Origin of the sequence: Candidatus Methylobacter oryzae (genome assembly GCF_003994235.2) — a bacterium.
GTDB classification, from domain to species: Bacteria; Pseudomonadota; Gammaproteobacteria; order Methylococcales; family Methylomonadaceae; genus Methylobacter_A; species Methylobacter_A oryzae.
Map to the genome: position 1 here is coordinate 16,858 of NZ_RYFG02000101.1, position 26,497 is coordinate 43,354.

The 26,497-nt window shown below is 48.3% G+C and carries 22 protein-coding genes; 13 read left to right on the top strand and 9 right to left on the bottom strand.

Annotated elements, in window-relative coordinates; all coding sequences use genetic code 11:
* The first annotated feature begins 5 nt into the window (after positions 1-5).
* The 6 genes from dapF (at position 6) to dinB (ending at position 5,124) form a co-directional block, all read left to right on the top strand.
* Positions 6-833, top strand: a complete 828-nt coding sequence (gene dapF, locus EKO24_RS12615; RefSeq protein ID WP_127028784.1) for a diaminopimelate epimerase — start codon at positions 6-8, stop codon at positions 831-833.
* Positions 830-1,597, top strand: a complete 768-nt coding sequence (locus tag EKO24_RS12620) for a DUF484 family protein (RefSeq protein ID WP_241674508.1) — start codon at positions 830-832, stop codon at positions 1,595-1,597. The genes dapF and EKO24_RS12620 overlap by 4 nt, the downstream gene beginning before the upstream one ends.
* A 4-nt stretch (positions 1,598-1,601) precedes the next feature.
* The gene (gene xerC, locus EKO24_RS12625; RefSeq protein WP_127028783.1) at positions 1,602-2,510 is read left to right on the top strand and encodes a tyrosine recombinase XerC; all 909 of its coding nucleotides are present in this window, start codon (positions 1,602-1,604) and stop codon (positions 2,508-2,510) included.
* 176 nt (positions 2,511-2,686) lie between these two features.
* Positions 2,687-3,712 (top strand): DUF2333 family protein, encoded by a 1,026-nt coding sequence (locus EKO24_RS12630; protein ID WP_127028782.1) that lies wholly within the window; start codon positions 2,687-2,689, stop codon positions 3,710-3,712.
* A gap of 5 nt (positions 3,713-3,717) precedes the next feature.
* Positions 3,718-4,032 carry a DUF4389 domain-containing protein gene (locus EKO24_RS12635; protein WP_127028781.1) on the top strand — a complete coding sequence of 105 codons (315 nt, stop codon included), beginning with the start codon at positions 3,718-3,720 and terminating at the stop codon, positions 4,030-4,032.
* Positions 4,033-4,038: 6 nt separating this feature from the next.
* Positions 4,039-5,124, top strand: coding sequence for a DNA polymerase IV (dinB, locus tag EKO24_RS12640; RefSeq protein ID WP_127028780.1), 1,086 nt, complete (start codon positions 4,039-4,041; stop codon positions 5,122-5,124).
* Positions 5,125-5,140: 16 nt separating this feature from the next.
* On the opposite strand, the gene yjgA is transcribed toward dinB, so the two are convergent.
* The 3 genes from yjgA to EKO24_RS12655 all read right to left on the bottom strand — a co-directional run bounded on the left by yjgA (position 5,141) and on the right by EKO24_RS12655 (position 7,850).
* Complete coding sequence (gene yjgA / locus EKO24_RS12645) at positions 5,141-5,719, bottom strand: ribosome biogenesis factor YjgA (RefSeq protein ID WP_127028779.1); 579 nt, start codon at positions 5,717-5,719, stop codon at positions 5,141-5,143.
* A gap of 366 nt (positions 5,720-6,085) precedes the next feature.
* A complete protein-coding gene (locus EKO24_RS12650) occupies positions 6,086-6,403 on the bottom strand; it encodes a ComEA family DNA-binding protein (RefSeq protein ID WP_127028778.1) in 318 nt (105 codons plus the stop codon).
* 127 nt (positions 6,404-6,530) lie between these two features.
* Positions 6,531-7,850, bottom strand: coding sequence for a UDP-glucose dehydrogenase family protein (locus tag EKO24_RS12655; protein WP_127028777.1), 1,320 nt, complete (start codon positions 7,848-7,850; stop codon positions 6,531-6,533).
* Positions 7,851-8,101: 251 nt separating this feature from the next.
* Between EKO24_RS12655 and EKO24_RS12660 the strand changes: the two genes are divergently transcribed.
* From EKO24_RS12660 to EKO24_RS12675, 4 genes are all read left to right on the top strand, one after another.
* On the top strand, positions 8,102-10,234 hold the full coding sequence (locus EKO24_RS12660) for a RelA/SpoT family protein (RefSeq protein ID WP_127028776.1): 2,133 nt from the start codon (positions 8,102-8,104) through the stop codon (positions 10,232-10,234).
* Positions 10,235-10,269: 35 nt separating this feature from the next.
* Entirely contained in the window at positions 10,270-13,059 is a 2,790-nt protein-coding gene (polA, locus tag EKO24_RS12665; RefSeq protein ID WP_127028775.1) for a DNA polymerase I, read from the top strand.
* A gap of 112 nt (positions 13,060-13,171) precedes the next feature.
* A complete protein-coding gene (locus tag EKO24_RS12670) occupies positions 13,172-14,020 on the top strand; it encodes an HDOD domain-containing protein (protein WP_127028774.1) in 849 nt (282 codons plus the stop codon).
* 57 nt (positions 14,021-14,077) lie between these two features.
* Positions 14,078-14,959 carry an MBL fold metallo-hydrolase gene (locus EKO24_RS12675; protein WP_127028773.1) on the top strand — a complete coding sequence of 294 codons (882 nt, stop codon included), beginning with the start codon at positions 14,078-14,080 and terminating at the stop codon, positions 14,957-14,959.
* Positions 14,960-15,090: 131 nt separating this feature from the next.
* Here EKO24_RS12675 and yihA read toward each other — a convergent pair whose 3' ends face one another.
* Positions 15,091-15,708 (bottom strand): ribosome biogenesis GTP-binding protein YihA/YsxC, encoded by a 618-nt coding sequence (yihA, locus tag EKO24_RS12680; protein WP_127028772.1) that lies wholly within the window; start codon positions 15,706-15,708, stop codon positions 15,091-15,093.
* A 107-nt stretch (positions 15,709-15,815) separates the two neighbouring features.
* Here yihA and EKO24_RS12685 point away from each other — a divergent pair, with 107 nt between their 5' ends.
* The 3 genes from EKO24_RS12685 (at position 15,816) to EKO24_RS12695 (ending at position 18,850) form a co-directional block, all read left to right on the top strand.
* Positions 15,816-16,484 (top strand): c-type cytochrome, encoded by a 669-nt coding sequence (locus tag EKO24_RS12685; protein WP_127028771.1) that lies wholly within the window; start codon positions 15,816-15,818, stop codon positions 16,482-16,484.
* A 92-nt stretch (positions 16,485-16,576) separates the two neighbouring features.
* A complete protein-coding gene (locus EKO24_RS12690; RefSeq protein ID WP_127028770.1) occupies positions 16,577-17,200 on the top strand; it encodes a thiol:disulfide interchange protein DsbA/DsbL in 624 nt (207 codons plus the stop codon).
* Between the two features lie 117 nt (positions 17,201-17,317).
* Entirely contained in the window at positions 17,318-18,850 is a 1,533-nt protein-coding gene (locus EKO24_RS12695) for a GGDEF domain-containing protein (protein ID WP_127028769.1), read from the top strand.
* A 147-nt stretch (positions 18,851-18,997) separates the two neighbouring features.
* On the opposite strand, the gene EKO24_RS12700 is transcribed toward EKO24_RS12695, so the two are convergent.
* The 5 genes from EKO24_RS12700 to EKO24_RS12720 form a co-directional block, all read right to left on the bottom strand.
* The gene (locus EKO24_RS12700) at positions 18,998-19,543 is read right to left on the bottom strand and encodes a DUF2058 domain-containing protein (protein WP_127028768.1); all 546 of its coding nucleotides are present in this window, start codon (positions 19,541-19,543) and stop codon (positions 18,998-19,000) included.
* 257 nt (positions 19,544-19,800) lie between these two features.
* Positions 19,801-20,685, bottom strand: coding sequence for an IS982 family transposase (locus EKO24_RS12705; RefSeq protein ID WP_127028767.1), 885 nt, complete (start codon positions 20,683-20,685; stop codon positions 19,801-19,803).
* 498 nt (positions 20,686-21,183) lie between these two features.
* Positions 21,184-21,930, bottom strand: coding sequence for a hypothetical protein (locus tag EKO24_RS12710; RefSeq protein ID WP_127028766.1), 747 nt, complete (start codon positions 21,928-21,930; stop codon positions 21,184-21,186).
* Between the two features lie 52 nt (positions 21,931-21,982).
* Positions 21,983-24,118 (bottom strand): TonB-dependent receptor, encoded by a 2,136-nt coding sequence (locus EKO24_RS12715; protein ID WP_127028765.1) that lies wholly within the window; start codon positions 24,116-24,118, stop codon positions 21,983-21,985.
* A 16-nt stretch (positions 24,119-24,134) separates the two neighbouring features.
* Positions 24,135-26,339 carry a cytochrome-c peroxidase gene (locus EKO24_RS12720; protein ID WP_127028764.1) on the bottom strand — a complete coding sequence of 735 codons (2,205 nt, stop codon included), beginning with the start codon at positions 26,337-26,339 and terminating at the stop codon, positions 24,135-24,137.
* Positions 26,340-26,497: the final 158 nt, after the last annotated feature.

The following is a 26,497-nucleotide window of genomic DNA, read 5'->3' on the forward strand; positions in this document are numbered from 1 at the left end:
TGAAAATGATCAACTTCACTAAAATGCACGGCCTCGGCAATGATTTTGTCGTCATTGACGCGATCAACCAACAAATAGCCTTAACGCCTGAACAAATCCGGCAGCTGTCCGACCGGCACTTTGGCATCGGCTTTGACCAGCTGTTACTGGTCGAAAAAGCGGTCAATGCCAATGCCGATTTCAAATACCGGATTTTCAACGCGGACGGTAGCGAAGTCGCGCAATGCGGCAACGGCGCACGCTGCTTTGCCCGCTTTGTACGCGATAAAAAACTGTCGGACAAAGACGAAGTCTGCGTGGATACAGACTCGGGCCAATTAATACTGCGCTTTGACGACAACAACCTGATCACGGTTAATATGGGCATTCCTAAGCATGCGCCTTCTGAAATCCCGTTGCTGGCGGATGAAGAGTCGCGATTTTATACGGTAGTCGTCAACGACATTGAAAAAGCCTTTGGCGCCGTCTCGATGGGCAATCCGCATGCGGTTATTCAAGTGACGGATATTAAGACAGCTCCGGTCGCTGAATTAGGAAAAGCCTTGGAAAACCATGCCTTTTTCCCGGAACGCGTTAATGTCGGCTTCATGCAGGTCGTAGACCGCCAACATATCAAGCTGCGCGTGTTTGAGCGCGGCGCGGCTGAAACGCTGGCTTGCGGCAGCGGCGCTTGCGCAGCCGTCGTTATCGGCATTGAACACAATCTGTTGGATCATACGGTCAGAGTCGACCTGCCCGGCGGAACGCTAACCATCAACTGGCCGGGCCGCGGCGAGCCTGTTTTAATGACGGGGCCTGCCATCTCTGTTTTTGAAGGACAAATAACACTATGAACGAACAACCTCCGGTAATCTCGCCTGCTGTTGACGCTCTAACTGCCGATCCGACCGCTACTGACAACGGAAGCGCCGCCCTGCCCTCGTCCGAAATCACTTCAGCCCAAGTTGAAAACTACTTACGCAAACATCCCGAATTCTTCCACGAACACTTGAGTTTGCTGGAACATATGAGCATCCCTCATCCTACCGGCAATGCGGTTTCCCTAATCTCTAAACAACTGGAGCTGTTCAGGAGCCGGCACCATGACATGGAAAACCAGCTGACTGCGCTGATAGAAATAGCCAGGGATAACGACACCTCTCTGAACCGTATGCACAAACTGACGCTGGCGCTGTTGGACTCGACGTCGCTGGAAGAAGCCGTTGCCAACCTTGAAGTCGTGCTGTCGGAATACTTCCTGATCGACTTTGTTGCGGTACGCATCATCAAACACAACCCGACGCCGGAAACCGCGATTACCAATCTATTTATCGAACCGGACAGCAAAGACCTGGAACCTTTTGCCAACGAGCTGGCCGGCCACCAGCCCAAATGCGGCCGTCCGACTATCGCTCAGGCAAGAGTTTTATTCGGCGAGTTAGCGTTTGAAGTTAAATCCTGCGCTATCATTCCGCTGGCTTTCACTGAACTGGAAGGTATCTTAGCTATAGGCAGCAGGGAAGAAGGCCGGTTCCATTACAGTATGGGCAATCTGTTTTTAAACCAGATGAGTGAGATCATAGCCACCCGGCTTATCACCTTGTTGCAGCAACGTTAATAACATGCATGCCGATGCCGAACTTATTCTGGCTGACTTTTTTAAACAGCTCGCCGTTCAAGTTCGCGCCTCGGAACATACCGTAAAAAACTACCGGCGAGACCTTGAGCATCTGTCTCGCTACTGTACCGGCAAAAACATAAACCACTGGGCCGACCTGAAACACACGGATATCCGTGCCTATATAGCCGGCCGGCATCGCCGGGGGCTAAGCAGTAAAAGCCTGCAACGCGAGCTGTCCGCTATCCGCAGCTTCTACAACTACTTGTTAAAAACAGGCCGAAGCCTTACTAATCCCGCCCAACATATTCAAGCCCCCAAACAAGCCCGGAAGCTCCCTAAAACGTTGGATGTCGATCAGTTATCCGGCTTGCTGGAGGCGGGGACCAGTTCATTGCTCGAAATACGTGACTTGGCCATGTTTGAATTATTCTATTCATCCGGCCTTCGTTTGAGTGAATTGTCGGCTCTTAATTTAACCGACCTTGATTTGCCGGACAGTTCGCTGGTTGTCCGTATCGGTAAAGGCGGCAAATCCAGAGTATTGCCGATAGGCAGCAAAGCCGTTGCGGCTATTGAAAACTGGCTCAGGCAGCGAGCCGTAAAAATCCCCGCTATCGACTCCGCGTTATTCGTTTCAATGCGCGGCACCCGGCTCGGCCAGCGCAGCATTGAGTTAAGGTTGGAACAGTGGTGCATCAAAAAAGGCATAGCCGAACATATCCATCCGCATATGCTGAGGCACTCTTTCGCCAGCCATTTGCTTGAATCCAGCCAAGACCTGAGAGCCGTGCAGGAACTGCTCGGACACAGCAATATCAGCACTACCCAAATATACACTCACCTTGACTTTCAGCATCTGGCTGAAATCTATGATAAAGCGCACCCAAGAGCCAAAAAAAAACCATTATGACAACGTGCGCCATAAGCAAATAACCAAAAAACCTGCTACCATGTAGCCAATTTTTATATAAAGCTGAGTTGAGCGGCTTGTCTGCTCAAACGAAACTTATGCCCTTTGGGTATGAAAAAGCGGTAGGATGAAATATTTTTAGATCCTACAAAAAACCTCTTTACGGGATTTCAAAAATGGCGGCAAACGATACACTCAACGATATAAAATCTAAAGGAATACTCTGGGGCTTTGGCGTTTTTACTCTCATTGTAGTTGCCATTCTGGTTTTCCTGGGAGCCTGGTGGGGCAGAGAGCCGGACCAATTTAATGTGCTGGACGAAGCTGTAAAACGTGCCGAAGAAACCCATTCCACTGAAAGCATGCCTGTCGGCTACGTCTATACCAACACCTTGGCGCATATCGCCGAAACCTTGCTGCACAAAAGCGGCGGCTATATTACTAACGACGTCGCGCCTCCCGGCGTGCTGCTGGACAACATTTCCAATTGGGAATACGGCGCGCTGGTTATGCTGCGCGACGCCACATCGGCATTAAGAAACCACTTTGCAAGAGATCAGTCGCAATCGGCCGAAGACCCGGATCTGGCGATTGCCGAGCCTTATTTCTATTACGAAAACGACTCATGGGCCCTGCCGTCAACGGAAGCCGAGTATCAAAAAGGCATTGAGTCTCTGCATAAGTATATGGAGCGCCTGCAAAAATACGGCGGCCCGATAAAAAAAGCACAATTTTATTCCCGCGCCGACAATCTTTGGCAATACACCGAGGTTGTGATCAAACGTCTGGGCGGGCTTTCCACGCGCTTGACCGCAAACAGCGCCGGCGGCAACTACGGCCCCGGATTAACCGAACTTGAGAAAGAAGCAGCCGATGAAAAAGGCACCACCGTCGCCAAAGTGGGCTGGCTGGAAATCGACGACGTGTTCTACGAAGCACGCGGGGCAAGCTGGGCGTTGTTGCACATCCTTAGAGCCGTCAAGCATGACTTTGAAGATATTTTGCTGGACAAACGCGCGATGCGTACCGTCGATATTATGATTAAGGCGCTGGAAAACGCCTTAACCCCGATTTTAAGCCCGATGATCTTAAACGGTAGCGGCTACGGTCTTTTCGCGAACTACTCCTTATCGATGGCAAACTACATAGCGCGTTGCAATGCAGCAGCCCTTGACTTACGCGACATTATGAACCGAGGTTAATGACGATGGATGAACAGATCAACTACAACCTGACCCAAGCGAGCACCTGGAAAAGAATTTTCTTCATGCTGATTTTTGCCGCGATAGGCGGCTTGGTCAGAATGCTGCTTTGGGCCGTTATTATCTTGCAGGTCGCATCCACGTTATTAACCGGAAAAGCTAACGTCAACATCCTTAATTTTGGACGCAGCCTTTCCACTTACACTTACCATATTTTGCTGTTCCTGACTTTTAATACGGAAACACTGCCTTTTCCTTTCTCCGACTGGAATGTGACCGCGGAACTGCAACTGCCGGAAACGAAAAATCCTGAAAAATAATGTCTAATGAGCTCTATCCGCAAAATCATTCATATCGATATGGATGCGTTTTTTGCGGCCGTAGAGCAACGCGATTTTCCTCAATATCGTAACAAGCCGCTGGTCGTCGGCGGCTCGCCGGACTCTCGCGGCGTTGTCGCCACCTGCAGCTATGAAGCCAGGAAATACGGCATCCATTCAGCGATGCCTTCGGCTCATGCTTATCGTTTATGTCCCCATGCTATTTTTGTAAAACCCCGCTTTGAAGCTTACCAACAAGCATCAACCGCCATCCGGAAAATCTTTGCCGACTATACCGATCTTTTTGAGCCGCTTTCGCTGGACGAAGCCTATCTGGACGTCAGCAATGCGGACCTGCATCAAGGCTCCGCGACCTTAATCGCCAAAGCCATCAAGGCCGCGATTACACAGGAGACGCAATTAACCGCTTCGGCCGGCGTTTCTTACAACAAGTTTTTCGCTAAAATCGCTTCGGACATCAATAAACCGGACGGATTTTATTTAATCACTCCGGAGCAAGGCCCGGAGTTTGCCGAACGGCTTCCGGTCGAAAAATTTCACGGCATAGGCAAAGCGACTTTGATCAAGATGCATTCGCTGGGCATCAAAACCGGTAAGGACTTGAAGTCTTTGCCGCTGGAAACGTTACAACACTATTTCGGCAAAGCCGGTTTGCATTATTACAACATTTCAAGAGGCATAGACAACCGCCCCGTCAACAACTACCGCGCCAGGAAATCGCTGGGCGTGGAAATTACTTTTCAACAAGACGTTAAGCTCAAGCAAGACGTGATCGTACATTTGCAAAGCCTGCTGGAAAAAGCCTTGAGCAAAGCCGCCGAAAAGCAACTGAACGCCCGCACCCTGACTATAAAAATCAAATACCACGATTTCGTACAAATCACCCGTAGCCGGACACTGCCTTATATCATCACTGCCGCATCAACGCCGGTCGACGTTCTCGACGACTTATTGAGAAATACCGATGTCGGCAGCCGCAACGTCCGTTTGCTGGGAGTGGCGTTATCGTCACTGGATAACAACCCCAGCCAGACTCACTACCGGCAACTGGACTTATTCAACGATTGTTAGGCGTTAGAACTAGCTATTAATCATCATCCTGTTCATCATCAGTCGCAACGTCATCATCCAGCTCATTTTCAAAATCAAATAACTGTTTCAGTTGGCGATATAACAAACGCGATGATTTAGGCGGCTTACCTGCTTCGGCTTCTTTTTGTGCATTGCGCAATAACTGTCTCAATAGTTGCCGGTCGGCATGAGGCTGCTCATCAAGCAGTTCCGTCAACGCATCGTTGCCCTCGGCAATCAGCCGGTCCCGCCAACGCTCGACAATATGATGCTCCCTGACTGCATGAGCGCTTTTGTTTTTGATGCGCGCCAATTTTTCTAAAATCGGCGCGGTATCTATTTTATGAAGCTGGCCGGCAATAAACTTCAGCAGCCGTTTTCTTGCGCCTGTATGGGCCATTCCCGATACTTCCACCACAGCGTTATGAATAACCTCGGGAAGCTCAAGCGTTTTTAACTGTGCTGCCGATAACTCGGACATATCTTCGCTTACTGCAAAAAGAGCCGCCATGTCTCTCTTTATTTGGGTTTTGTTCGGTCGAACTGCGTAATATTCAACCTCTTCGTCATCGTATTCGTAGTATTCTTCATTCATTTCATATCAAACCATAGCGATTAAAAACAAGCTTAACAGCGGCCAATCAATGCTTAACATAACCGAGATTGACCCGTGCATTTGAATCATTCTACAGCATTTTCTAAACGGCCTGTTTGGCCCGGTAATGATTACGTTTATTGCCTATCACTGTTACAGCCGGGCAGGATGCGGGATTTCTCGATAACGGATCAACTCAGCTTTATACCCAAAGGGCATAAGTTTCGTTTGAGCAGGCAAGCTGCTCAACTCAGCTTTATATTGCTCGAGCTGCGGTCAGCTTTTAACGAAAAAGCCGGTAGTCAGACATAGTCAGAGCTACCGGCCGTTTGAAATGCCTACGGAATAATTACTTGGTTTTTTCCGTTATTTTTTATCCGCTTTTTCATCGATCTTTTTATCTGTCTTTTGATCCGCGGCAGCTACGGGATCGCTTAACAGAATGTCACTCTTGATCTTCTCGACGGTTTTCGGGCCGATTCCGTCAACGTTAACCAGATCGTCCACTGTTTTGAACTCGCCTTTGGCTTCCCTATATTTAACAATAGCTTCGGCTTTTTTCAGACCTATACCCGACAATGCTTCCCCTATCGTTTTTGCATCCGCGGTATTGATATTGACTGGAGAGGCAATGACACTAAATGAGCAAAAACCGGCAAATAACACTACAAACAATCTTTTCATCTTTATTTTCCTATTTTGAATAATTACGGATTTACGATTTTTAGAATAGTCTTATATGCCAATCAAATTATTATGAACCATTCGCGGCTTAGTTTAGACGCTTGTCCCACAAATACAACTTTTTTCTTTACCTCCCTATCGCGTAGTATGCCAACCCGCTACGTTTAACCCTATCCGGCTCATACATATTACGGCCGTCAAAAATTACTTTATCATTCAACTGCTGGCTCAATACATCAAAATCAGGGCTGCGAAACTGCTTCCATTCCGTGACTATGACCAACGCGTCGGCTTGCTTTAACGCATCTTTCGGCGAGTTGCAATAGCTTAGCCCCGGCTTATCGCCATAAAGCCGCCGCGCCTCCCGTAGCGCTTCCGGATCAAAAGCTTGAACCGTCGCGCCGGCGTCAATCAAGGCTTCCAACACAACCCGGCTTGGCGCATCGCGCATATCGTCGGTATTGGGTTTAAACGACAGTCCCCACAAAGCGAACACCTTGCCTGCTAAATTAGCTTGATAATGCTGGTTAATTTTTTCAAACAACCGATGTTTTTGCCGATTGTTGACGTTTTCCACGGCATTGAGCAATTCGGCATGATAACCCTGCTCTTTTGCGGTTCTTTCCAATGCTTTTACGTCTTTTGGAAAACAGGAACCGCCGTAACCGCAACCGGGATAAATAAAGCTGTAACCGATACGGCTATCGGAGCCTATGCCTTGCCTGACATGTTCAATATCCGCTCCCAGATGTTCGGCCAGATTTGCCAACTCATTCATAAAGCTGATTTTAGTCGCCAACATCGCATTCGCTGCGTACTTGGTTAATTCAGCCGAGCGTATATCCATGATGATGACCCGTTCAACACTGCGGTTAAACGGTGCATAAAGCGCCTTCAGCAGTTCCGCCGTTCTGGGATTATCGGTACCGATAACGATACGGTCCGGCTTCATAAAATCATCCAGCGCCGCGCCTTCTTTCAGGAATTCGGGATTCGATACCACATCGAACTCCAGCTCTTTACCGCGGCTTGCCAACACTTGCTGTATGACAGCTTTGACTTTATCCGCAGTCCCTACCGGCACAGTCGATTTATCGATAATAACCCGGTACTCGTTCATATTCTCGGCAATGCTCTTCGCAACCGCCAATACATACTGTAAATCCGCAGAGCCGTCGTCATCGGGCGGTGTGCCGACCGCTATAAATTGAAATACGCCATGATCTACGGCCGTCTTAATATCGGTAGTAAATCTTAATCGCCCTTCCGATTGATTTTCTTTAATCATGGCTTCCAACCCGGGCTCAAATATCGGAACAATGCCCTGTTGCAGCTTAGCGATTTTATCCGCATCAATATCGACGCAGATAACATCATTGCCGACTTCCGCAAGACAAGTGCCTGTCACCAAACCTACATAACCACTTCCAAATATTGTAATTTTCATTTATTTACTTTAATTTTTTATAAAATATAATTCTGCCGCTATAGCCATAGAGCTACCGTTAGCCGCCAGATCATCACGTTCTATCTCATCGCATTTTAATTAAAACGAATATTTTTGAGCTCCATCTCTAAAGTGCATGCTCCGGCCAAAAGCCTTCGTTACTTATATTCATAGGACAATGATTGCTTGTTACCTTTGCCGGCATTGACCTATCATAACCATTAGCTTCGCAAATTATTGACTATCGTTTGATGCAAAGAAATACCGAGACCAATAAACAACTTTTTAACGGGTTTTCTGCTCCCGATAACGAACAGATCAATCGAGCGCTCGCAATTATCGCGCAAATTCCTGACGACCCTCACTATTTTCGTCCTAAAGGAATTGAAGTAGCGGCAATTTTAATGGACTTTAATGTCGACCTGAAAACTATCCTTGCCGCAATATTAAGCGATCCGCGTCTGGCCCACCTAAATCCTTCGCCCAACATTAAAGAACAATTCGGCGAAACGGTTGCGACCCTGGTTAACGATGTGAACTGGCTGAATAAGTTAACCGTTTATTCGCTGGAAATGACTGATCAACCGAGCCAAGCGGAAACCCTGCGTCGGATGCTGCTGTCGATGACCCAGGATGTCCGCGCCGTTTTGATAAAACTGGCTTACCGGATACAACGGCTTAAGATTTTACCCAAAGAATCTTACGAACTCAGACGCTTTATTGCCCAAGAGACGCTGGATATTTACGCGCCGATCGCCAATCGCATGGGTATTCATCAGTTAAAATGGGAACTGGAAGACATGGCCTTCCGCTATCTAAAGCCCCAGTCCTATCGCCGCATTGCCAAGTCGCTATCCGATAACCGTATACAGCGGGAAAACTGTATTAATAAATTTATTGGCCTGTTGCAGCAAAAACTCGCCGAAGAAGGCATTACCGCGGAAATCTACGGTCGGCCTAAACATATTTACAGCATCTGGAAGAAGATGCAGCGCAAGCAATTGGACATAGACGAACTTTACGACCTGTTGGCAGTGCGCGTTATTGTCGATAACCTGACTAACTGCTATGCCGCCCTGGGCGTTGTGCATAGCCTCTGGCAAATCATTCCGAAAGAATTCGACGATTATATCGCCAACCCCAAAGAAAACGGTTACCAGTCTTTGCATACGGTCATTCTCGATCCTGAAGGCAATCGTATCGAGGTGCAAATCCGTACCCAGCAGATGCATGACTTTGCCGAACTCGGGGTCGCTGCGCACTGGTCTTATAAAGAAGGCGGCAAACACGACACGGCCATAGAAAAAAACATCGCGTCTTTACGTAAATTGCTGGAAGAAACCAGTCCTGAGCGTAACCGCAAGGAAGACAGCGACGAAGTACTGTCGCAAAATTTCCGTAGCGAATTATTCAACGACCGCGTCTATGTCTTAACACCGGCCGGTAAAATCATCGACTTGGTTAAAGGTTCCACGCCACTGGATTTTGCTTATGCCATCCATACGGAAATAGGCCACCGCTGCCGGGGTGCAAAAATCAATGGCCGCATTGCACCGCTCACGTACACGTTAAAGTCCGGCGACCAGGTAAAAATCCTGACCGCGAAGGATGGCGGCCCGAACCACAACTGGATCGACCCTAACCTGGGCTATCTGAAAACATCGGCCGCGATCAGCAAAGTCAAAAGCTGGTTTAAAAACCAGCAACAAGCTCAAAACATGGCTGCCGGCAAGGCTATTCTGGACAAGGAAAGCCAACGGCTGGGCTTGAAGACGATCAACTTGGCGGAGTTGGCTAAACATTTTCATCAACCGGACACCGACAAGCTGCTCGAAGCCATAGGCCGAAGCGATATTACTAGCCGGCAATTGGCAGCATTTTTTAAGATTCCCGAATTGGAAACGCCACCGGCAGCCGCCCAGCGCAAAAAAAGCGAAGCCAAGTCGGCAATTTCCGTGGAAGGCATCGATAACGTGCTAACCACGCTTGCTCACTGCTGCTCGCCGATTCAGGGCAACGATATTATCGGCTATGTTTCGCATAAAAAAGGCATTACCATTCATCGCAAGGACTGCGAGAACATTCTGCATCTCAGTCCCGAAAAACAGGCCCAACTTATTTCGGTTAACTGGGGCGCCAAAAGAGCCAGCTATGCGGTGCCTATCGTTGTCCATGCCTTTAACTCCCAAAATGTGCTCAGCGATGTAACCCAAATTCTGGCCCAGGCTAAAATTCATATTTCCAATGCCGCGTTGGAGACCCATCCCGATCTTTCCGCGCAACTGAACTTAACGATTCAAATTGAAAATACCGATCAATTAAGCCAAGTGCTTAATAAAATCAGTCAATTGCCTAATATTGTGGATGCCAAGCGCAAAACTTGACGCCTCGCACCTTTTAACCTTGCACCTAAAATTCTATGTCCGAACAAACACAAACTTGTCCTGAGCAAAACCCAAGGGAACGCCTGATTCTGGTTGACGGTTCGTCTTTTTTATTCCGCGCTTATCATGCCATTCCGCCGCTAACCAACGCGAACGGCGAGCCTACCAATGCGATTTACGGCGTCAGCAACATGCTGCGCAAGCTGATAGCCGACTATCATGCCGACCATATCTCCGTAATCTTCGATGCGCCGGGCAAAACATTTCGCAATGACCTTTACGATCAGTACAAAGCTCATCGTCCGCCGATGCCCGACGATTTGCGGATCCAGATTGCCCCGCTACACGAATTGATTCGAGCAATGGGACTACCGTTAATCATTGAGTCCGGCGTGGAAGCCGACGACGTGCTGGGAGTATTAGCCCAACAGGCCGAACGGCAAGGTTACGACGTTATTATTTCCACCGGCGACAAGGATATGGCGCAACTGGTCACCGAGCATATTATCCTGGAAAACACCATGTCCAATACCCGTATGGATATTCAGGGCGTCATCGACAAATTCGGCGTCAAACCGGAACAAATCGTTGACTACCTGGCCTTGATAGGGGACACCGTCGACAATATTCCCGGCGTACCCAAAGTAGGCCCCAAAACGGCTGCAAAATGGCTGGAGCAATATCAAACCTTAGAAAACCTGATGGAGCACGCCGATGAGATCGGCGGCAAAATCGGCGCTTACCTGCGGTCCAGCTTAGATTACTTGCCTTTATCAAAACAACTGACCACCATTAACTGCGACCTTGACTTACCCTACGGCATCGAGGATTTGCTGCAGCAGCCGATGGATACGGCGAAACTGAAAAAATTACTGGCCGAACTGGGTTTTTCGTCCTGGTTGAAAACCCTCGATTCTTCAACAACAGCTAATGCCGAAACAATTGAAATCAAATCGGAACTCGTTGTTCCGGATATAGCTGGAGCGACGACAGATAGCGCAAGTGCGGCAAAACCGCCGAAATATGAAACGCTATTGACCGAACAGCATTTCGATGCCTGGCTTCAGCGATTGAACGAAGCCGAATTATTTGCTTTCGATACCGAAACCACCAGCCTGGATTACAGCAAAGCCCGTATAGTCGGCATCTCCTTTGCCGTAACGCCCGGCTCTGCCGCTTACGTGCCTTTAGACCATGACTATCCAGACGCGCCGGACCAATTGAATCTAACCGAAACACTGGAAAAACTGCGTCCGCTGCTGGAAAACCCGCATAAGCCCAAGCTTGGGCAAAACCTGAAATACGATATGCATGTGCTGGCTAACCACGGCATTATCCTAGCCGGCATTGCGCATGACACGATGCTTGAATCTTATGTATTAAACAGCACCGCAACCCGGCATAACATGGACGATTTAGCCAAGGAATACTTGAACGTCCAAACTATCCATTACGAGGACGTGGCCGGGAAAGGCGCAAAACACATAGGCTTCCAAAAAGTAACGATAGAAGAAGCCACGCCGTATGCGGCGGAAGATGCGGATGTTACCTTGCAACTGCATCGAGTGCTGCACGAAAAACTGGCGCAACAACCGAAATTGCTGGAATTATATAACGATGTGGAAATCCCGCTGATTGGCGTGTTGGCCCGCATTGAAAACAACGGCGTACTCATCGATACCGAAATGCTCGCCCAGCAAAGTCTTGAACTTTCCAGCCAGATCATTTCCCTTGAGCAGCACGCCCACGACCTGGCAGGCCAAACGTTCAACCTGGGCTCGCCGAAACAGATCCAGGATATTCTTTACGATCGGCAAAAACTGCCGGTGCTGAAAAAAACGCCTAAAGGCCAGCCGTCGACCGATGAATCGGTACTACAGGAGTTAGCAGACCGCGGATATCCGTTGCCGAAACTAATCCTGGAACACCGCAGTTTATGCAAACTGAAATCGACTTATATCGACAAACTGCCGCAACAAGTCGATGAGCATACAGGCCGGATTCATACATCTTATCATCAGGCGGTTGCCGCAACAGGACGGCTTTCCTCTTCGGACCCTAATTTGCAAAATATTCCGATACGTAGCAACGAAGGCAGGAAGATCCGGCAAGCTTTTATCGCTCCGGAAAACAGGAAAATAGTCGCGGCCGATTATTCGCAAATCGAATTGCGCATCATGGCGCATTTATCGGCTGATGAAGGCCTGATGAAAGCCTTCAGCAACGGAGAAGACATACACAGGGCCACGGCTGCCGAAGTGTTTGGCGTTACTCCCGAACACGTCACCAACGATTTGCGCCGGTCCGCGAAAGCCATCAATTTCGGACTGATTTACGGCATGTCGTCCTTTGGGCTGGCACAGCAATTGGGCTTATCGCGCAACCAGGCGCAATCGTATATCGACCTTTATTTTGCCCGTTATCCGGGCGTTAAAAACTACATGGATAGCGTCAAGGAGCAAGCCCGGGAACAAGGTTATGTTGAAACGCTATTCGGCAGACGGCTCTATTTACCGGAGATTAATTCACGTAATGCCCAGCGCCGCCAATACGCCGAACGCACGGCAATTAATGCACCGATGCAAGGAACCGCTGCCGACATCATTAAACGCGCGATGATCGCCGCCGACCAATGGTTATACAGCAAAACCCCGGACGCTAAAATGATTATGCAAGTCCATGACGAACTGGTATTTGAAATTGCGCAAGATCAGGTAGACGATTGTGCGGAGACGATCAGATCGATCATGTGCGCTGCTGCCGATCTTGATGTGCCGCTAACTGTCGATATAGGCGTTGGCAATAACTGGGACGAAGCACACTGACTATTAGTTTTTATTTTCGGCATTGTGTCTGTAATGTATTATAGTGAATCAATATTTTGAGGTTTATGTGACCCAAATGATGCTTTCTTGTTGATTATTGCTTAACGATCCAATGCCGAACTCAAAAAACGACCAACTCATCGTCCTCGTTGAAAAAATGCCTGCTTTTCCTAAAAGCGTCCAACAGGTAGTGGAATTAACATCGGACATCAATGCCTCGGCAAAAGATATTGTTCGGGTTATCGAGTGCGATCCGGTCATGACCGTTAAGATACTTAAAGCGCTTAATTCGCCTTTTTACGGCTTACCTCACAAAATTACCTCGGTACAACGAGCGGTCGTACATATCGGCCTTAATACGATTAAAAATATAGCTCTGGGCGTTGCCGCGATGGGCATGCTGAATCCTCATAACAAAGCAAACTTCAACACCTCCGGCTTTCTATTGCATTCTTTAACCACTGCGGCAATCAGTAAATTGCTTGCAGAACGCATTGGCTTGTCTTCGGCTGAGTGCGGCGATTGTTTTGTTGCCGGGTTACTGCATGACTTCGGTAAAGTGGTATTCGCTGAATTTATGCCAGATGAATTTAAACTCGCCCTGGAAAAAAGCCAAGAGCAACAACTGCCCCTACATCAAACCGAACGCGAATTTATAGGTCTTAATCACTCGCAGGCCGGCAAGATGCTAGCCGAAAAATGGGAGTTATCAACCCCATTAATCGATGCCATTGCTTATCATCATGATCTTGCCTCTAGCGAAAATATCTTACGAGACTGTGTTTTTGCCGCCAATCAAATCAGTAAACACATGCAATTCGGTAACGGCGGCAATCCAGTCATAGAAGCTTTCCCGGAGTCCATTGTCACCCGCTTTGGCTCAACCCTCTCTGACATGTGCGATGCTTTGGAGGATTTGGAATCCATCAAAACAGAAGCTCAATCTTTTATTAACTTGTAGTGCTCGGTAACTGCTTACGCATTGCTTTACCGGCATCCATGCAGTCGAAGGACAACGATGAAAATTAAATTTTGGGGCGTTAGAGGATCCATTGCAACACCAGGACCCAATACGGTTAAATACGGCGGCAATACGACCTGTATTGAAATCAGGACCAATGATAATGATTTGATCATTCTTGACGCAGGCACCGGCATACATGCACTTGCGCAAAATCTACTGAAAGAAATGCCTGTCCAGGCTCACATTTTCATTACCCATACCCATTGGGATCATATTCAGGGCCTGCCTTTCTTTATTCCCATTTTCATCCCGAACAATCAAATCAAGATCTACGGCGGAGTCGACCCGGTAACCAATGAAACGATCAACCGGGCCCTTTCCGTGCAATTGCAATACAGCTTCTTTCCGATACGGGAAGCGCAATTAAATGCCCGGATTGAGTACGCTACAGTTAAACCCGGCGTACCGGTCAATGTAGGCAGCGCCACTATTACGCCGATAGTGCTCAGCCACCCGGTGTTGAATTTCGGCTATAGAATCGATTGCGACGGACAATCGGCTTTTTTCACCGGCGATTACGAGCCGCAACAAAACATCTATGATCCTGAAGACGACGAATTTACCGAATTCCAAGCTTTTGTCGATGCAAAATGGAACGAAGTCATACTGGCAATGAAAGATGTCGATGCGTTAATTGTCGACTCATCCTATACCAGCGAAGAATATGCCTCCAAACAAGGTTGGGGACACGGTACTTACGATTCGGGTATAAAGCTGGCTACGGCCGCCAACGCGAAAAAACTGTTTTTTACGCACCATGAACCTACACGTACCGATGAAAGTCTTGATGCCATTTACCAAGACTTGTTGAAAAACAATCCCGCAGTCAACTGTGAGTTATTACTCGCTCAAGAAGGTGTTGAGATATTGCTTTGACCAACAAGGCTTAGTATAGAAGACGTTAGCAGGAGCGAAAGTCAGTCTCGGTAATCGCTCCTGCATGCCTCACAAGAATGCAGAATATGCCCCCGCTCCTCGCTATTGGCTCCCTGCAATCCTTAACGCCCTTACTGCTGGCGATCTTGATCGGCGGGATTGAACAATCGATCTAGCGCCAAATGCATTTCATCGATACCGGTTTTTTTCAACGATGAAAATAGCTGTATTGTCAAAGGAAAACTGGCCTCCTTAAGTTCCTTTTGTACTTGTAACAAGGTATTTTTGGCAGCCCCGTAATTCAATTTATCCGCCTTGGTCAGTAAGATATGCAACGGCAATCCGGTATGCTCACACCACTCCACCATCTGCCAATCAAAATCGGTTAATGGATGACGCACATCCATTACTAAAATAATCGCGCATAATGACTTGCGGCTGGTTAAATAAGTTTCCATCAACTCGTGCCATTTTTTTTTCACGGCTAAAGGAACCTTCGCATAGCCGTAACCCGGTAAATCAACAAACCTTTGCCGTTCATTGATTTCAAAAAAATTAAGCATCTGGGTTCTGCCCGGCGTTTTACTGATCCGGGCCAATGCGTTTTGCCGGGTCAATGTATTTATCGCGCTGGATTTCCCTGCATTTGAACGCCCGGCAAACGCAACTTCCATGCCCTGATCCGCAGGCGTATCCTTGAGATGTGGCGAACTGTTAATAAATTTTGCTTGATGATAAACTGGATTCATCGTTGTCTCGCTTAGAGTTGCTATTTAGAGTAAAATTTAATGATATATAGCCGCCTGAGTAGCTAAAAGACTGGCACAAATGATTAACCATTCCGAAGGGGAATTTGATGAAGAAAAAATTGCAGGTACTTTCAATTTCTCTGGCGCTGGCCAGTGCTACAAGTATTTTACATGCAGAAAGCAATATTAACGCAGGAAAACAAAAAGCGACATCCTGCGCCAGTTGTCATGGAGAAGACGGTAACAGCATGGTAGCAACATTCCCCAAGCTTGCACAGCAGCATTCATCTTATCTTAGTAAACAATTACAGGCATTTAAAGACGGCAGCCGTACCGATCCGATGATGTCGGCTATCGCGCTGACATTATCCGATGACGACATCAAAGATGTTTCCGCCTACTACGCAACCCAAAAAATTTCCGAAAATGCGCTTCCGGACCCAGCGTCTGACGATGACGCCGAAAAGCCCGTAAATGAAAAACAAGATCCTGTCCAGGCCATGATTGCCAAAGGCGCCGACCTTTACCGTAACGGCAACCTGCAAAGCGAAGTCTCCGCCTGTATTGCCTGCCATGGCCCTTTTGGCGAAGGCAATAAGCCCGCATCGTTCCCGGCGTTAAAATCGCAGCACGCCGACTATTTGATCAAAGCGCTTACTGACTTTAAATCCGGCGCACGCAGCAACAACCCGGAAAATATCATGCATATGATTGCAAAGAAAATGACGGATGAAGAAATAAAAGCCGTTTCATACCGTATCTCGATGATGAAATAAGCGTAGTTTCGCGTTGGCAAACCGCCAAGCTTTATGTACAAATAGGCGGTTTACTAGCACGCCCCGACAAAACCTTATAGAGAACATTAGCTATGCTCAAAAAAATCGCTCAAACCAGCTTACTGATTTTATTATTTTCTTTTTCAGCCTTGCTAAAAGCCGAATCATCGACCGGCTATGAAACCCTGTCGCCGGCACAGCCCACCCATAATCCCGACAAAGTCGAAGTCATTGAATTCTTCTGGTATGGCTGCCCGCATTGCTACAGTTTCGAACCGGTACTGGAAAAATGGCTAAAAAACCTGCCTAAAAACGTTGAGTTTATCCGTCAACCCGCCGTATTCAGCGATCTTTGGGGCAAGCATGCCAAAGCTTATTTTACAGCCGAAGCACTCGGGGTCGTCGACAAGGTTCATGCCGACTTTTTCGACGCGATACAAAATAAAAAAGAACATCTTGAAACCGAAGATCAACTGGCCAAGTTCTTTGTTGCTCACGGCGTTAACGAAACCGAATTCCATAACGCTTACAATTCATTCTTAGTCGATTCAAAAATGCGCCAAGCGGCAGCGACTGCCGGCCGTTACGGTGTAACCGGCGTTCCAGCCATTATCGTTAACGGTAAATATAAAACCAACGGCCCTCTGGCCGGCTCTCAAGAAAAGATGATAGACATCGTCAATCAGCTGATTCAAAAAGAAAGCGCTGTAAAATAATTGTACATCACTAATGGCGTATCGCTTTTTAAAGTGATCATAATGATGCGGCGGCGCTCAAAGCCGCCCATTCCATGAATCATTTAGTTTTTTCATTCATCGCTACCAAGGTCTTTTATGAGTTTTTTTAATAAGGCAGATGGCCAAGATAAATGGAAAGAGAAATACTTAGACCTGCTTGACGAGCAGGAACGATCTGCTGAATCCACTAAAGAAAAAGAAGAACTGCTTTGCAAGACAATAGTACGCCTGACTATTGCTACGGCCGGCCTGGACCCGCTGCTCGACCCCCATCTGCTGCGCGTCCGCGACCAACTGAAAAGCGGAATAGATAGCCAGATACTTAAAAACGAGCTTGAAAAATTCACCGACTCCGTTGCCCAAATCAAGCATACGCCGAGACAATCGGTAGAAATCGAGCCGTTATTTAATTTCCTGCTACAGCACTACACAACCGAAAAACAACAAGAATTATTAAAACTGCTGAAAAATAAAGCGGAGACGGCAAAATTCGAGACGTCCACGCAATTATTCATCGCGATACTTGAAGCCGTTGAGCCTGACGCCGCGCCTCCGTCAAGCGGCATCCTTGCCAACCACATCGATATAGGAATTGTCAGCCGGCAATTATTGTTTTTCCTGGAGCGTATTGAAATACCTAGCGTTTTCGACCAACAGGCACAAACCGCAAAACAACTGCTTGCCGCCGGCAATCAGACCACAATGGCTTTTGAATCCATCCTGGACAAATCCTTCAAACTGCTGCTTAAAATTAAGCAACATAATCAGTCCGAACAACAAGATATCGATCAATTTCTCTCCCATATTACCGAACAATTGGCGGTGCTGGACGTCAGCATTATGGGAGCCAGCACCGCGGCTCAACAATCGGCCGAAAACAGAAACAAACTCGATCAATCCGTTTCCGAGCAAATGCAGCAATTGCAATTAAGCTCGACCAATGCCACCAACCTGGAACCGCTGAAAGCGATCATTAACAGTCGGCTGGCTAGTATTACTAAAGAAATCCAGGAACACGGCAAAAAAGAAGCTGTTGAACGCCAAAAAACACAGCAACAGCTCGACAACTTGGTCAATAAAATAAAAGAAATGGAATCGGAATCCAGCGAACTCAAATCAAAGCTAAAAATTGCCAATACCCAAGCATTACGCGACACATTGACAAGCCTGCCCAATCGTCAAGCCTACAATGAGCGCATGGAAACCGAACTGGCCCGCTGGAAACGCTACCGTACGCCATTAAGCATTATTATCTGGGATATTGATCATTTTAAGAGCATTAACGATAACTACGGCCATAAAGCCGGCGATAAAGTGCTGCAGTTAATCGCCAAACAATTGTCCGACCATTCCCGTGCAACCGACTTCCTCTCCCGCTTCGGTGGCGAAGAATTTACTATGCTGCTACCGAATACTGACGGCCCATCGGCTTTAATTCTTGCTAACCAACTGCGGCAAACGGTTGAAAGAACAGGCTTTAACGCCAGCGGCGCATCCGTTGCCATTACCATTTCGTGCGGCGTCACCCAGTTTCTTTTCGACGACACCGATGAAACAGCGTTTGAACGCGCGGATCAAGCGCTGTATCAAGCCAAACAAGAAGGCCGCAACCGATGCTGCATTTTTTAAAATGTCTAAGCCACCAGGTCGCCGCAGACAATCCGAAGCATCGTTAATTCCCGAAAGAACTGGGCAGTGGCTGTTAACACTGGCGCCCTGAATAGTTAACCTGAAAAACCTGCTTATGCATCAACTATATGATGAAGAGCAAACTCGCTACCAGATCAAATCATCCGGAACTTGATACGCTGCATAGGGATCATCCGCAACATTATCGGCCGCTTTATTGGGCTCGTTAAACACAATCACGCTAGCTGCATCGCGCGATTGTATTTTTTTTGCCGCCTCGGTGCCGACCACTTCATAATTTCCCCCCAGCTTTACAATCGCCAATCGCCCTGCGGCAATCTGATCGCGCATTGTCTCGGAAACATACAGCCGTTTGACTTTGTTGTTGTCGGTAAAATTGTAAGCTAGGCCGTCAGGATCGGTAGGCAGCCGGTTCAGCTCAATGATCTGTTTGATCTGAGCCGCCAACTGTTTTTGCTCTTCCTGCTGTTGACGCAGTTGGTTAAGTTCCTTATCCCGCTCGATTTTTTCAGCCTGTGCTTTTTGAGCAAGCTCTTTAGCTTCATCGACAACCTCAATTCCATTTTTTCGCTGCTGCTGGACCTGTTTACGTTTCTCGCTCTTAACGCTTTTGGCTTTGGAGGCGCTTACTAAACCTGATTTTAATAACTGTTCTTGTAGTGAAAGTTTCATTTTGAAATTTACTTAATCCCGTATGCCATCATTGAATGAATAAAAACCTCTGCTGAGGTTTAGCCCTGGCTTTTTCCGCTCATTATCGCGAGCCCAGAATGTGGAAATAAAATATCACACCGTCATTATCATTGGTTCGGAAAAATAAAACACTCAACGGAACCCATTAATAAAGACTTCTTTGAAGAGTCTATCTATATTTTTCCAACGATGTCCATGATTTTTTAAATGATCATTTATATTAACCTCAGTTCGGTTTAAGCATTTACAAGAAAAGGCAGTAAATCCGCGTCCCTCAAGTCAAGAGCGGGCTTTTTTTCCTGGTACGAGTAAGCGACCAAACACGCCACGACATTCGCCAAGTAATTGTACAAAGAGCGGTGACGGGAATGCTCAAGATCGAAAATGTTTTTTAACTGGTCATTGATGGTTTCAATGATGCTGCGTTTGCGCAGCATCAATTTATCAAATGCGTCAATATGTTGATTTTTCATATTTTTCTTCAATGTCGTCACCAGCTTGATATTGCGCTCCGCCAATTGTTTACCCAGCTTTTTGGAAATATAACCCCGGTCGCCAAACAGTTTGCCGATCAAGGACTTGACCAGTTTCGGCACGGGTTTCCGGTCATCGACATTGCCCGGCGTTATACAAAAAGACAGGATTTCGCCCCGGTCGTTGACAACGAGGTGTAGCTTGAAACCATAAAACCAGCCCGTGGAGGACTTTCCACGCCCGGCCTGTTCCTTGAAGGTTTTGTGGCGCGGGATACGGATATTTTTACAGACCGCAAGCGGCGTGGAATCAATGAAGGCGATACCCTGCGAGTTGCCGCAGCGGCTGAGCATAAAGGCCGTCAGCGGCACCAGCAGCCTTGGCAGAAGCTCGATAAAGCGATTGTAACTCAGCAACTTAGGGAACGCCTCCCGCCAGGATACTTGCACAAGTCTTTGATAAAACCACTTGAAAGTTCGATAGCCCGATTCCTGGTAGTACACCAAAATACTGAGCATTTCGCTGTAGCTCATGCGCGGTGCGCGCTGACGTTTCTTGTCTCCTTGGATGAGCTGTAGCTTTTGCCATTCGGGGATAAATGTCCGGCAAAAATCGTCTACGTCGCAGTAAATTTGTGTTATTTTCATGGCTGGCAGGTTTTTGGAAAGAAAAATGGTGTTAAAACTGCATTTTTCCCTATTTTTTCAAAAACCTGCCAGTTTTCTTATCCCGAACTCAGGTTATATTAATAAATTGAGACTTTGTTCCAGTTAAACGGGTTAAGAGTTGATACGACTGCATTGAGGGAGAAGCTGGCGCCGATCCTAGTTAGACGTAGAGACATCAATAATGGCGGACGCGAATGATCTTAAGAGGGCACGGATGCGACGGATTCTTACAGGGTTAACTTCTTAAGTAATCTGGCCAAATTTTGGAGTGCAAGCTCTGCTTGCAAAGCAGGCGGAGCCTGCACTCCGGCTTTGAACGAGTGTTGGAAACTTAGTTTCAGGGACTTATCCGTGTCATCCATGTTCTCTTTTTTAGAGGCATATCAATGTTGTTAATGAATCACGGCACCTATGCTGCAACGTATTTTCCAAACCGCGGCACATGGCCGCAGTTTGTGAAGACGTAAGCAATCAGGACTAACATCCCGCCGAAGCGAACCAAGTGGATAAAGGACCTACGTCCAGCAACCGGCCATTCGGCCCGACATAGTAAACATGACTATCGTTGGAAGAAATGCCGAGGTATGAATTCGTAGCCGGGTAGTAGCGATAAATATAAGGCGACAGCGTTTGCGATGCGGAACCTTTAGGAGAAAATAATTGCGAGTAGTTGTTTTCCGCCCAATTAAAAAAGCAATCGTTGCGCGAAACTTGGGCAGTCGCGGTTATTGTCTCCGATAGTATGCCGTGCCCTCCTTCCATCGGAAATACCGGCTTATGCCAGGATAAGTGGTACATGCAAGTCTGCCCCATCAGGCCGCCCGCAGAACAGTCCATGTAGGCCAATTGCGCCTGATCCGTGGCGCCGAGCGTGGGATCCGCGGCATTAAAATTAATGATGACGGCAACGTTGTTGTTGACGGGCGGATTAGTGCCGATTGCCGTTGTATTTAAGGCATAAACCCTGGCATTGATGCCGCCTTTCCCGTCGCTCTCGTAGCCCAGTTGATAATTGAGGATTTCCTTGTTGCCCATCAAGACATCGTCCAGTATGCCGTGCAGGTTGCTGACTTTTTGAGTCGCGGCATCGTAATCGAACGATCCGGTGAAGACAGTATCGTCCAGAAAGGTCACCGAGACTTCATAATGCCTGGTATCGGCCAGCGCGCTGTCGATGTTGGCAGCCATAATGAATAATGCGGTAAACAATATCAGTGGTTTCATTGTAATTTTCCTTAGCGGTTTTATTTCGCAGATGATCATAAGCCTCAAATTCTCAGTAGGTCAGCGTCATACCGACATAGACCGATCTTCCCAGACCGGGTAGATTGTTGGTATTGGCTCGGGACGAATTCAGCGTCATCGCATTTTGATCGCCAATATAGACGCCGGACAACGGATAGTAATATTGCTTGTCGAGAATATTGTCCAGGCCGACGTCGATGGCGAGGTGTTTCCATTGATAGCCGGTTTTAGCGTTTAACAGAACGTAAGCAGGCGTACGCAGCTCGTTTCTAATCGCCTGTACATCGCCTTTGGCATCGACGAATTGCATTTCCAAACCGTTCTTCCACCCTTCCCGTTCATGATCCAAACCCAGTTTAAGATTGAACGGCATCATGTGATAAAGGTTGCCGCCATCCATTCGCCGGCCATTCACGTAGCTCATAATTGAGTGCGTGGAAAATTTTCCGAATGTTTTATCGCTGTACAAATCGGCCCTAGCGCTGACGTCGACACCCCAAAGCCGCGCATCGTGATTAGCCATTTGCAGGTAATAGAAACCATTGTTGGGCTGGCGGCATTTGCTGCAGCGGTCGGCGTCGATAAAGTTTTCAACATAGCTAAAATAAGGCGTGACCTTTAAGCCCCAAGCATCTTTCTTAGGATCGTTAAAATCCGCGGTAAAGCTGATGTTGTGCGCTGTTTCCGGCTTCAGGTTCATATTGCCGACATAGCCGTTGCCGTCGCCGAACCAACCGACCATCGTCATCTGCATCGGGCTCGTGTTCCACGGGTACAGCTCGTGCAACGACGGGGCACGGTTTTTGCGCGCGTAACCGAACATATATTGTCCCCAATCATTCGGCGTAAACTGCATTAACGCGGTCAAATCAAAAGTATCGTAAGTCCGTTGATGGTCCAACGCATTGAATGCCAGCGCCTGGTTATAATCGGCAGTAACATTGTTGTAAGCCTGGACATTGCCGGTATCGGTCATCGTATGATCGTACCTGAGCCCCAACATGCTTTTCCATTGCGCAGTCCACTCCGACTCCCACTCGGCAAAGGTGCCGACACGGTCGCGCGTGGCGTTGTTCAGGTTAAAGAAGGTATTGGGCCCCATCATGCTCGGCAATGGCGAAGTAGCCGGCCAAAAGTCGTTGATCAAGCTGCTGTGGAATTCGTTGCCGAAACGAAATGTTTGCTGTTCGCCGAACGGTATTTCGGCTTGCAGCTTATAGCCGTGGTTCCTGCCGCGCGTTTCCATCGGCATCGGTTCCGGCGCGCGTCTGTCGCCCTCATAATCCATGGTATGGCTGGTATTCTCCAGGTACAGCTTAGCGTCCAGGTTACCCCAATCGAACATGCCCTTATAATGAACATTGCCGAAAATACTGTCGTTATTGGTCAAGTCCATCCGTGCGGTCGGGAAGCCTTGATAAGGAATATGCTGTTGCCCGCCTTTGATCTCCAGCAAGTGGTCATCGAATTTGAACGACAGCGCGGCCGCGTGGTTTTGATTTTCATAAGCGCTGGAATGCACGACGTTGCCGTTACCATCCTTGTAATTGCGGCTTTGCGTATCCGAGCCGGTGTAATCCAGCCTGACGTGCTCGTTCGCAATCCCGGCCGCGATGCTGCCGCCGAACGAATCGCCATTGCTGCGGTAAAACGACGACATTTTGCCGCTCAGCAGAATATTCTTGCCCGGCTCGGCAAATTCCGGCCTAGCCGATTCGACAGAAATCGTTCCGGCAATACTGTCCCCGCCCATGCTGACCGGGGTAACGCCCTGTAAAACCGTGATATTGCCGACGTTGGTACGGTCGATATAAGACAGCGCCGGATTCATATGATTCGGACATATCGAATGCACGGTCATGCCGTTAACGTCGATTTTGATCCGGTTATCGTTTAAGCCGTGAATGATCGGCAATGAAGACACCCCGCCGCCGGCTTGAAAACTGAGCCCCGGAACGTCCTCCAATAATTTTGCGGTATCGGCGACTTGAGCTTGTTTTGCGGCAATGTCGTCTGCCGACATTTCCTGTTTGTCCGACATCGCCGAGGAAGAGGCTTTACCGGTAACAATGATGTCTTCAAGAAAGGTGATGCTATCGTCGGCGTAAGCGGCCGGACAAACCGTCAACGCTAACAGGCTTAAAGTAAATAATGGACTTTTGTTCATACGCTATTGTTATTGTCTAGGGCGCCAAATAATCGGCGAAGGGTTGCAGCGGAACCGCCGTACCGCTTGCACCGACGGCAGGAATCGCCAAGAACTGGTCTTTCGCCTGGTTCGGGTACGACGCGTAGGGCACCGTAAAGGCTTGGTCGCCTTCATGCCCATGCGGAATAAAAATCTCGGGATGATCGAAAGGCGCTTGCTCGTAACGAACGCGATCGTCGGTTAATGTTTTCAGGAACGCGATCAAATCCGCGCGGTTTTGCTCCGAGAATTGCAAGTTATGCAATTGAAAGACGCGGGTCACTTGTTTCGCATCGTTGTTAAAATTACCGCCTCGGGTATAAAACTCGAGCACTTGTTCCAAGGTCGCCATACTGCCGTTATGCATATAAGGCCCGGTCAGCTCGACGTTACGCAATGACGGCGTTTTGAAAGAGGCATTTACCTCGGCGGCCATTTTTGTTGTATCGGCATTGTTCAACTCGCTGAGCGCCGCTTTAGCGGTCGGAAGAAACGCATGGCTTGCCGCCGATAAATAGCAGTTTTCCGTACTCTGCGGCTGGGGTTTAATGCCGTCGCCGGGAGTAAATAAGCTGTCGGCCTGATAAGGCGGCTGGAAATTTAGCGCAAATTCTTCCTGAAAATCGCAGGCACGTACCTTGCTGACGTCGGCATCCGTTACTTTATCGGTATTTCCGGCTAAATGTTGCAGGTATTGCAGACTGAAAGATAAGGGATTGCCGAAATCGTCGACGCCGCCGAGCCCTATGTCCGCCGATTGTTTCGCAACGCCAGTAGACGCGAAACCGGTATCGTAAAACGCGGTAACCGCTTTATTACGAACGAACAGCGGAATGCGGTCGACCACATTCGTTGTCGTACTGATATAAAACGTCGGTTGGCCGAAAACTTCGGGGTGGATCTGAGCTAAAGCCGCATTCGCGTTGACCGAGGCGGCAGTGAAATTCGGCCCCAAATGGCAGAGGGCGCACATGTTCACCCGGAATTGTTCCAAGCCGTTCAACTCGGAAGCCGTCAAGTCTATCGGTTGATTGTTCGCATCGCGCCGGCTGTTATCGAACGGAGCTTGGTCGGAAATCAGCGTGCTTTCATAAAGCTGAATCGCCAAACCGAAAAACATCCCAAAATTGGCTTCCATCTGGTTGTAAGGCGAACCGCCGCTTGGACTGCCGAATTCTCCCGTTCCTGTGTAGGACCAGTATTTTTGATCGAAAGCCTGCCTGATCAACTCCCCGTAAGTTATGTTAAGTCCGGGTTTTAAATTTCCCGGACTGCTGAAACTCAAACTTGCCAACACACTGTCGGCCCAGTGCACCCGTTGATGCTCCAGCGGCCGGCGCGACACTAATTTTCTGCCGATGTCTTTCAGCGTCCGTTTTTTACAAGTCATTTCCGTCGCATTTAAAGGAGGGCCCATAGCCAGCGAGGCCAGCGAGGAATTGATCAAGTGCAGGCGTTCCTTGCCGACCTTTCCGGCATTATCCTTGACCCACACGCCGGCATCGGAATCGCGTTCGCCCCAAGGGCTGCTGCCGTTAAACACATTGTTCGCGCGGCCGTCCCAAAAACTGCGATGGTTGAAAATCGCGTTGATCACGCTTGGCGCATTACGTGGTGTAACCTGCCGGGTGCCGGTATTTCCGGCATGAAACAAGGCATCGGCGTCGCGCTTGCAATCGTCGACCATGTCGGTACGGCTCACCGTCCTGAACTCGCCGCCGAAAGTGCCTGCCGATCCGACAACGTTGTCGATATCGAAAATAATTGGAGAAAACTCTTGCAGGGGATTCTGCCGTTGATGCAACGGAAAGTCGCTTAATCTCAGCGTTTGATTGGCTCCCAACAAGTCATTGACTGCGGAAACAGCAAATTGCCGGCTGTTTGACGGTGTCGATTGACCGCCGGGAGCAATCTGGTTTTTTATCCGGCGATCCGCGCCGCCGTGGAAGTGGCAAGAAGCGCAGGCCATGCCGTCGCTGCCGACATTGATATCCCAAAACAGCGCCTTGCCCAACGCAATAGCGGCCGTCTTATTGACTACGATAGGACTGGAGCCGTCCACCAAGCCGGGTACTTCCGGTACCGGCAAATATTTCAGGCTAATCGGCATAGGGCCAAGCGCCAATGCTTCAGCGCTGCATTGAGGCAGCCAGACCCATGATAGAAATATGGCCACTAGGCCATGACGAAAAACGGCCATGGCTCTTCTCCAAAATAATCGTTTCAGAGGCGTTATCAAGCAATCCAAAACGCACTCAAACATATATAACCATATGAAAATAAAGCACAACCAGTTTTTAACAATAAAATTCCGGGCAATACCGCCGCACTGCCTGGAATCTTGATCTCCGAAAAAAC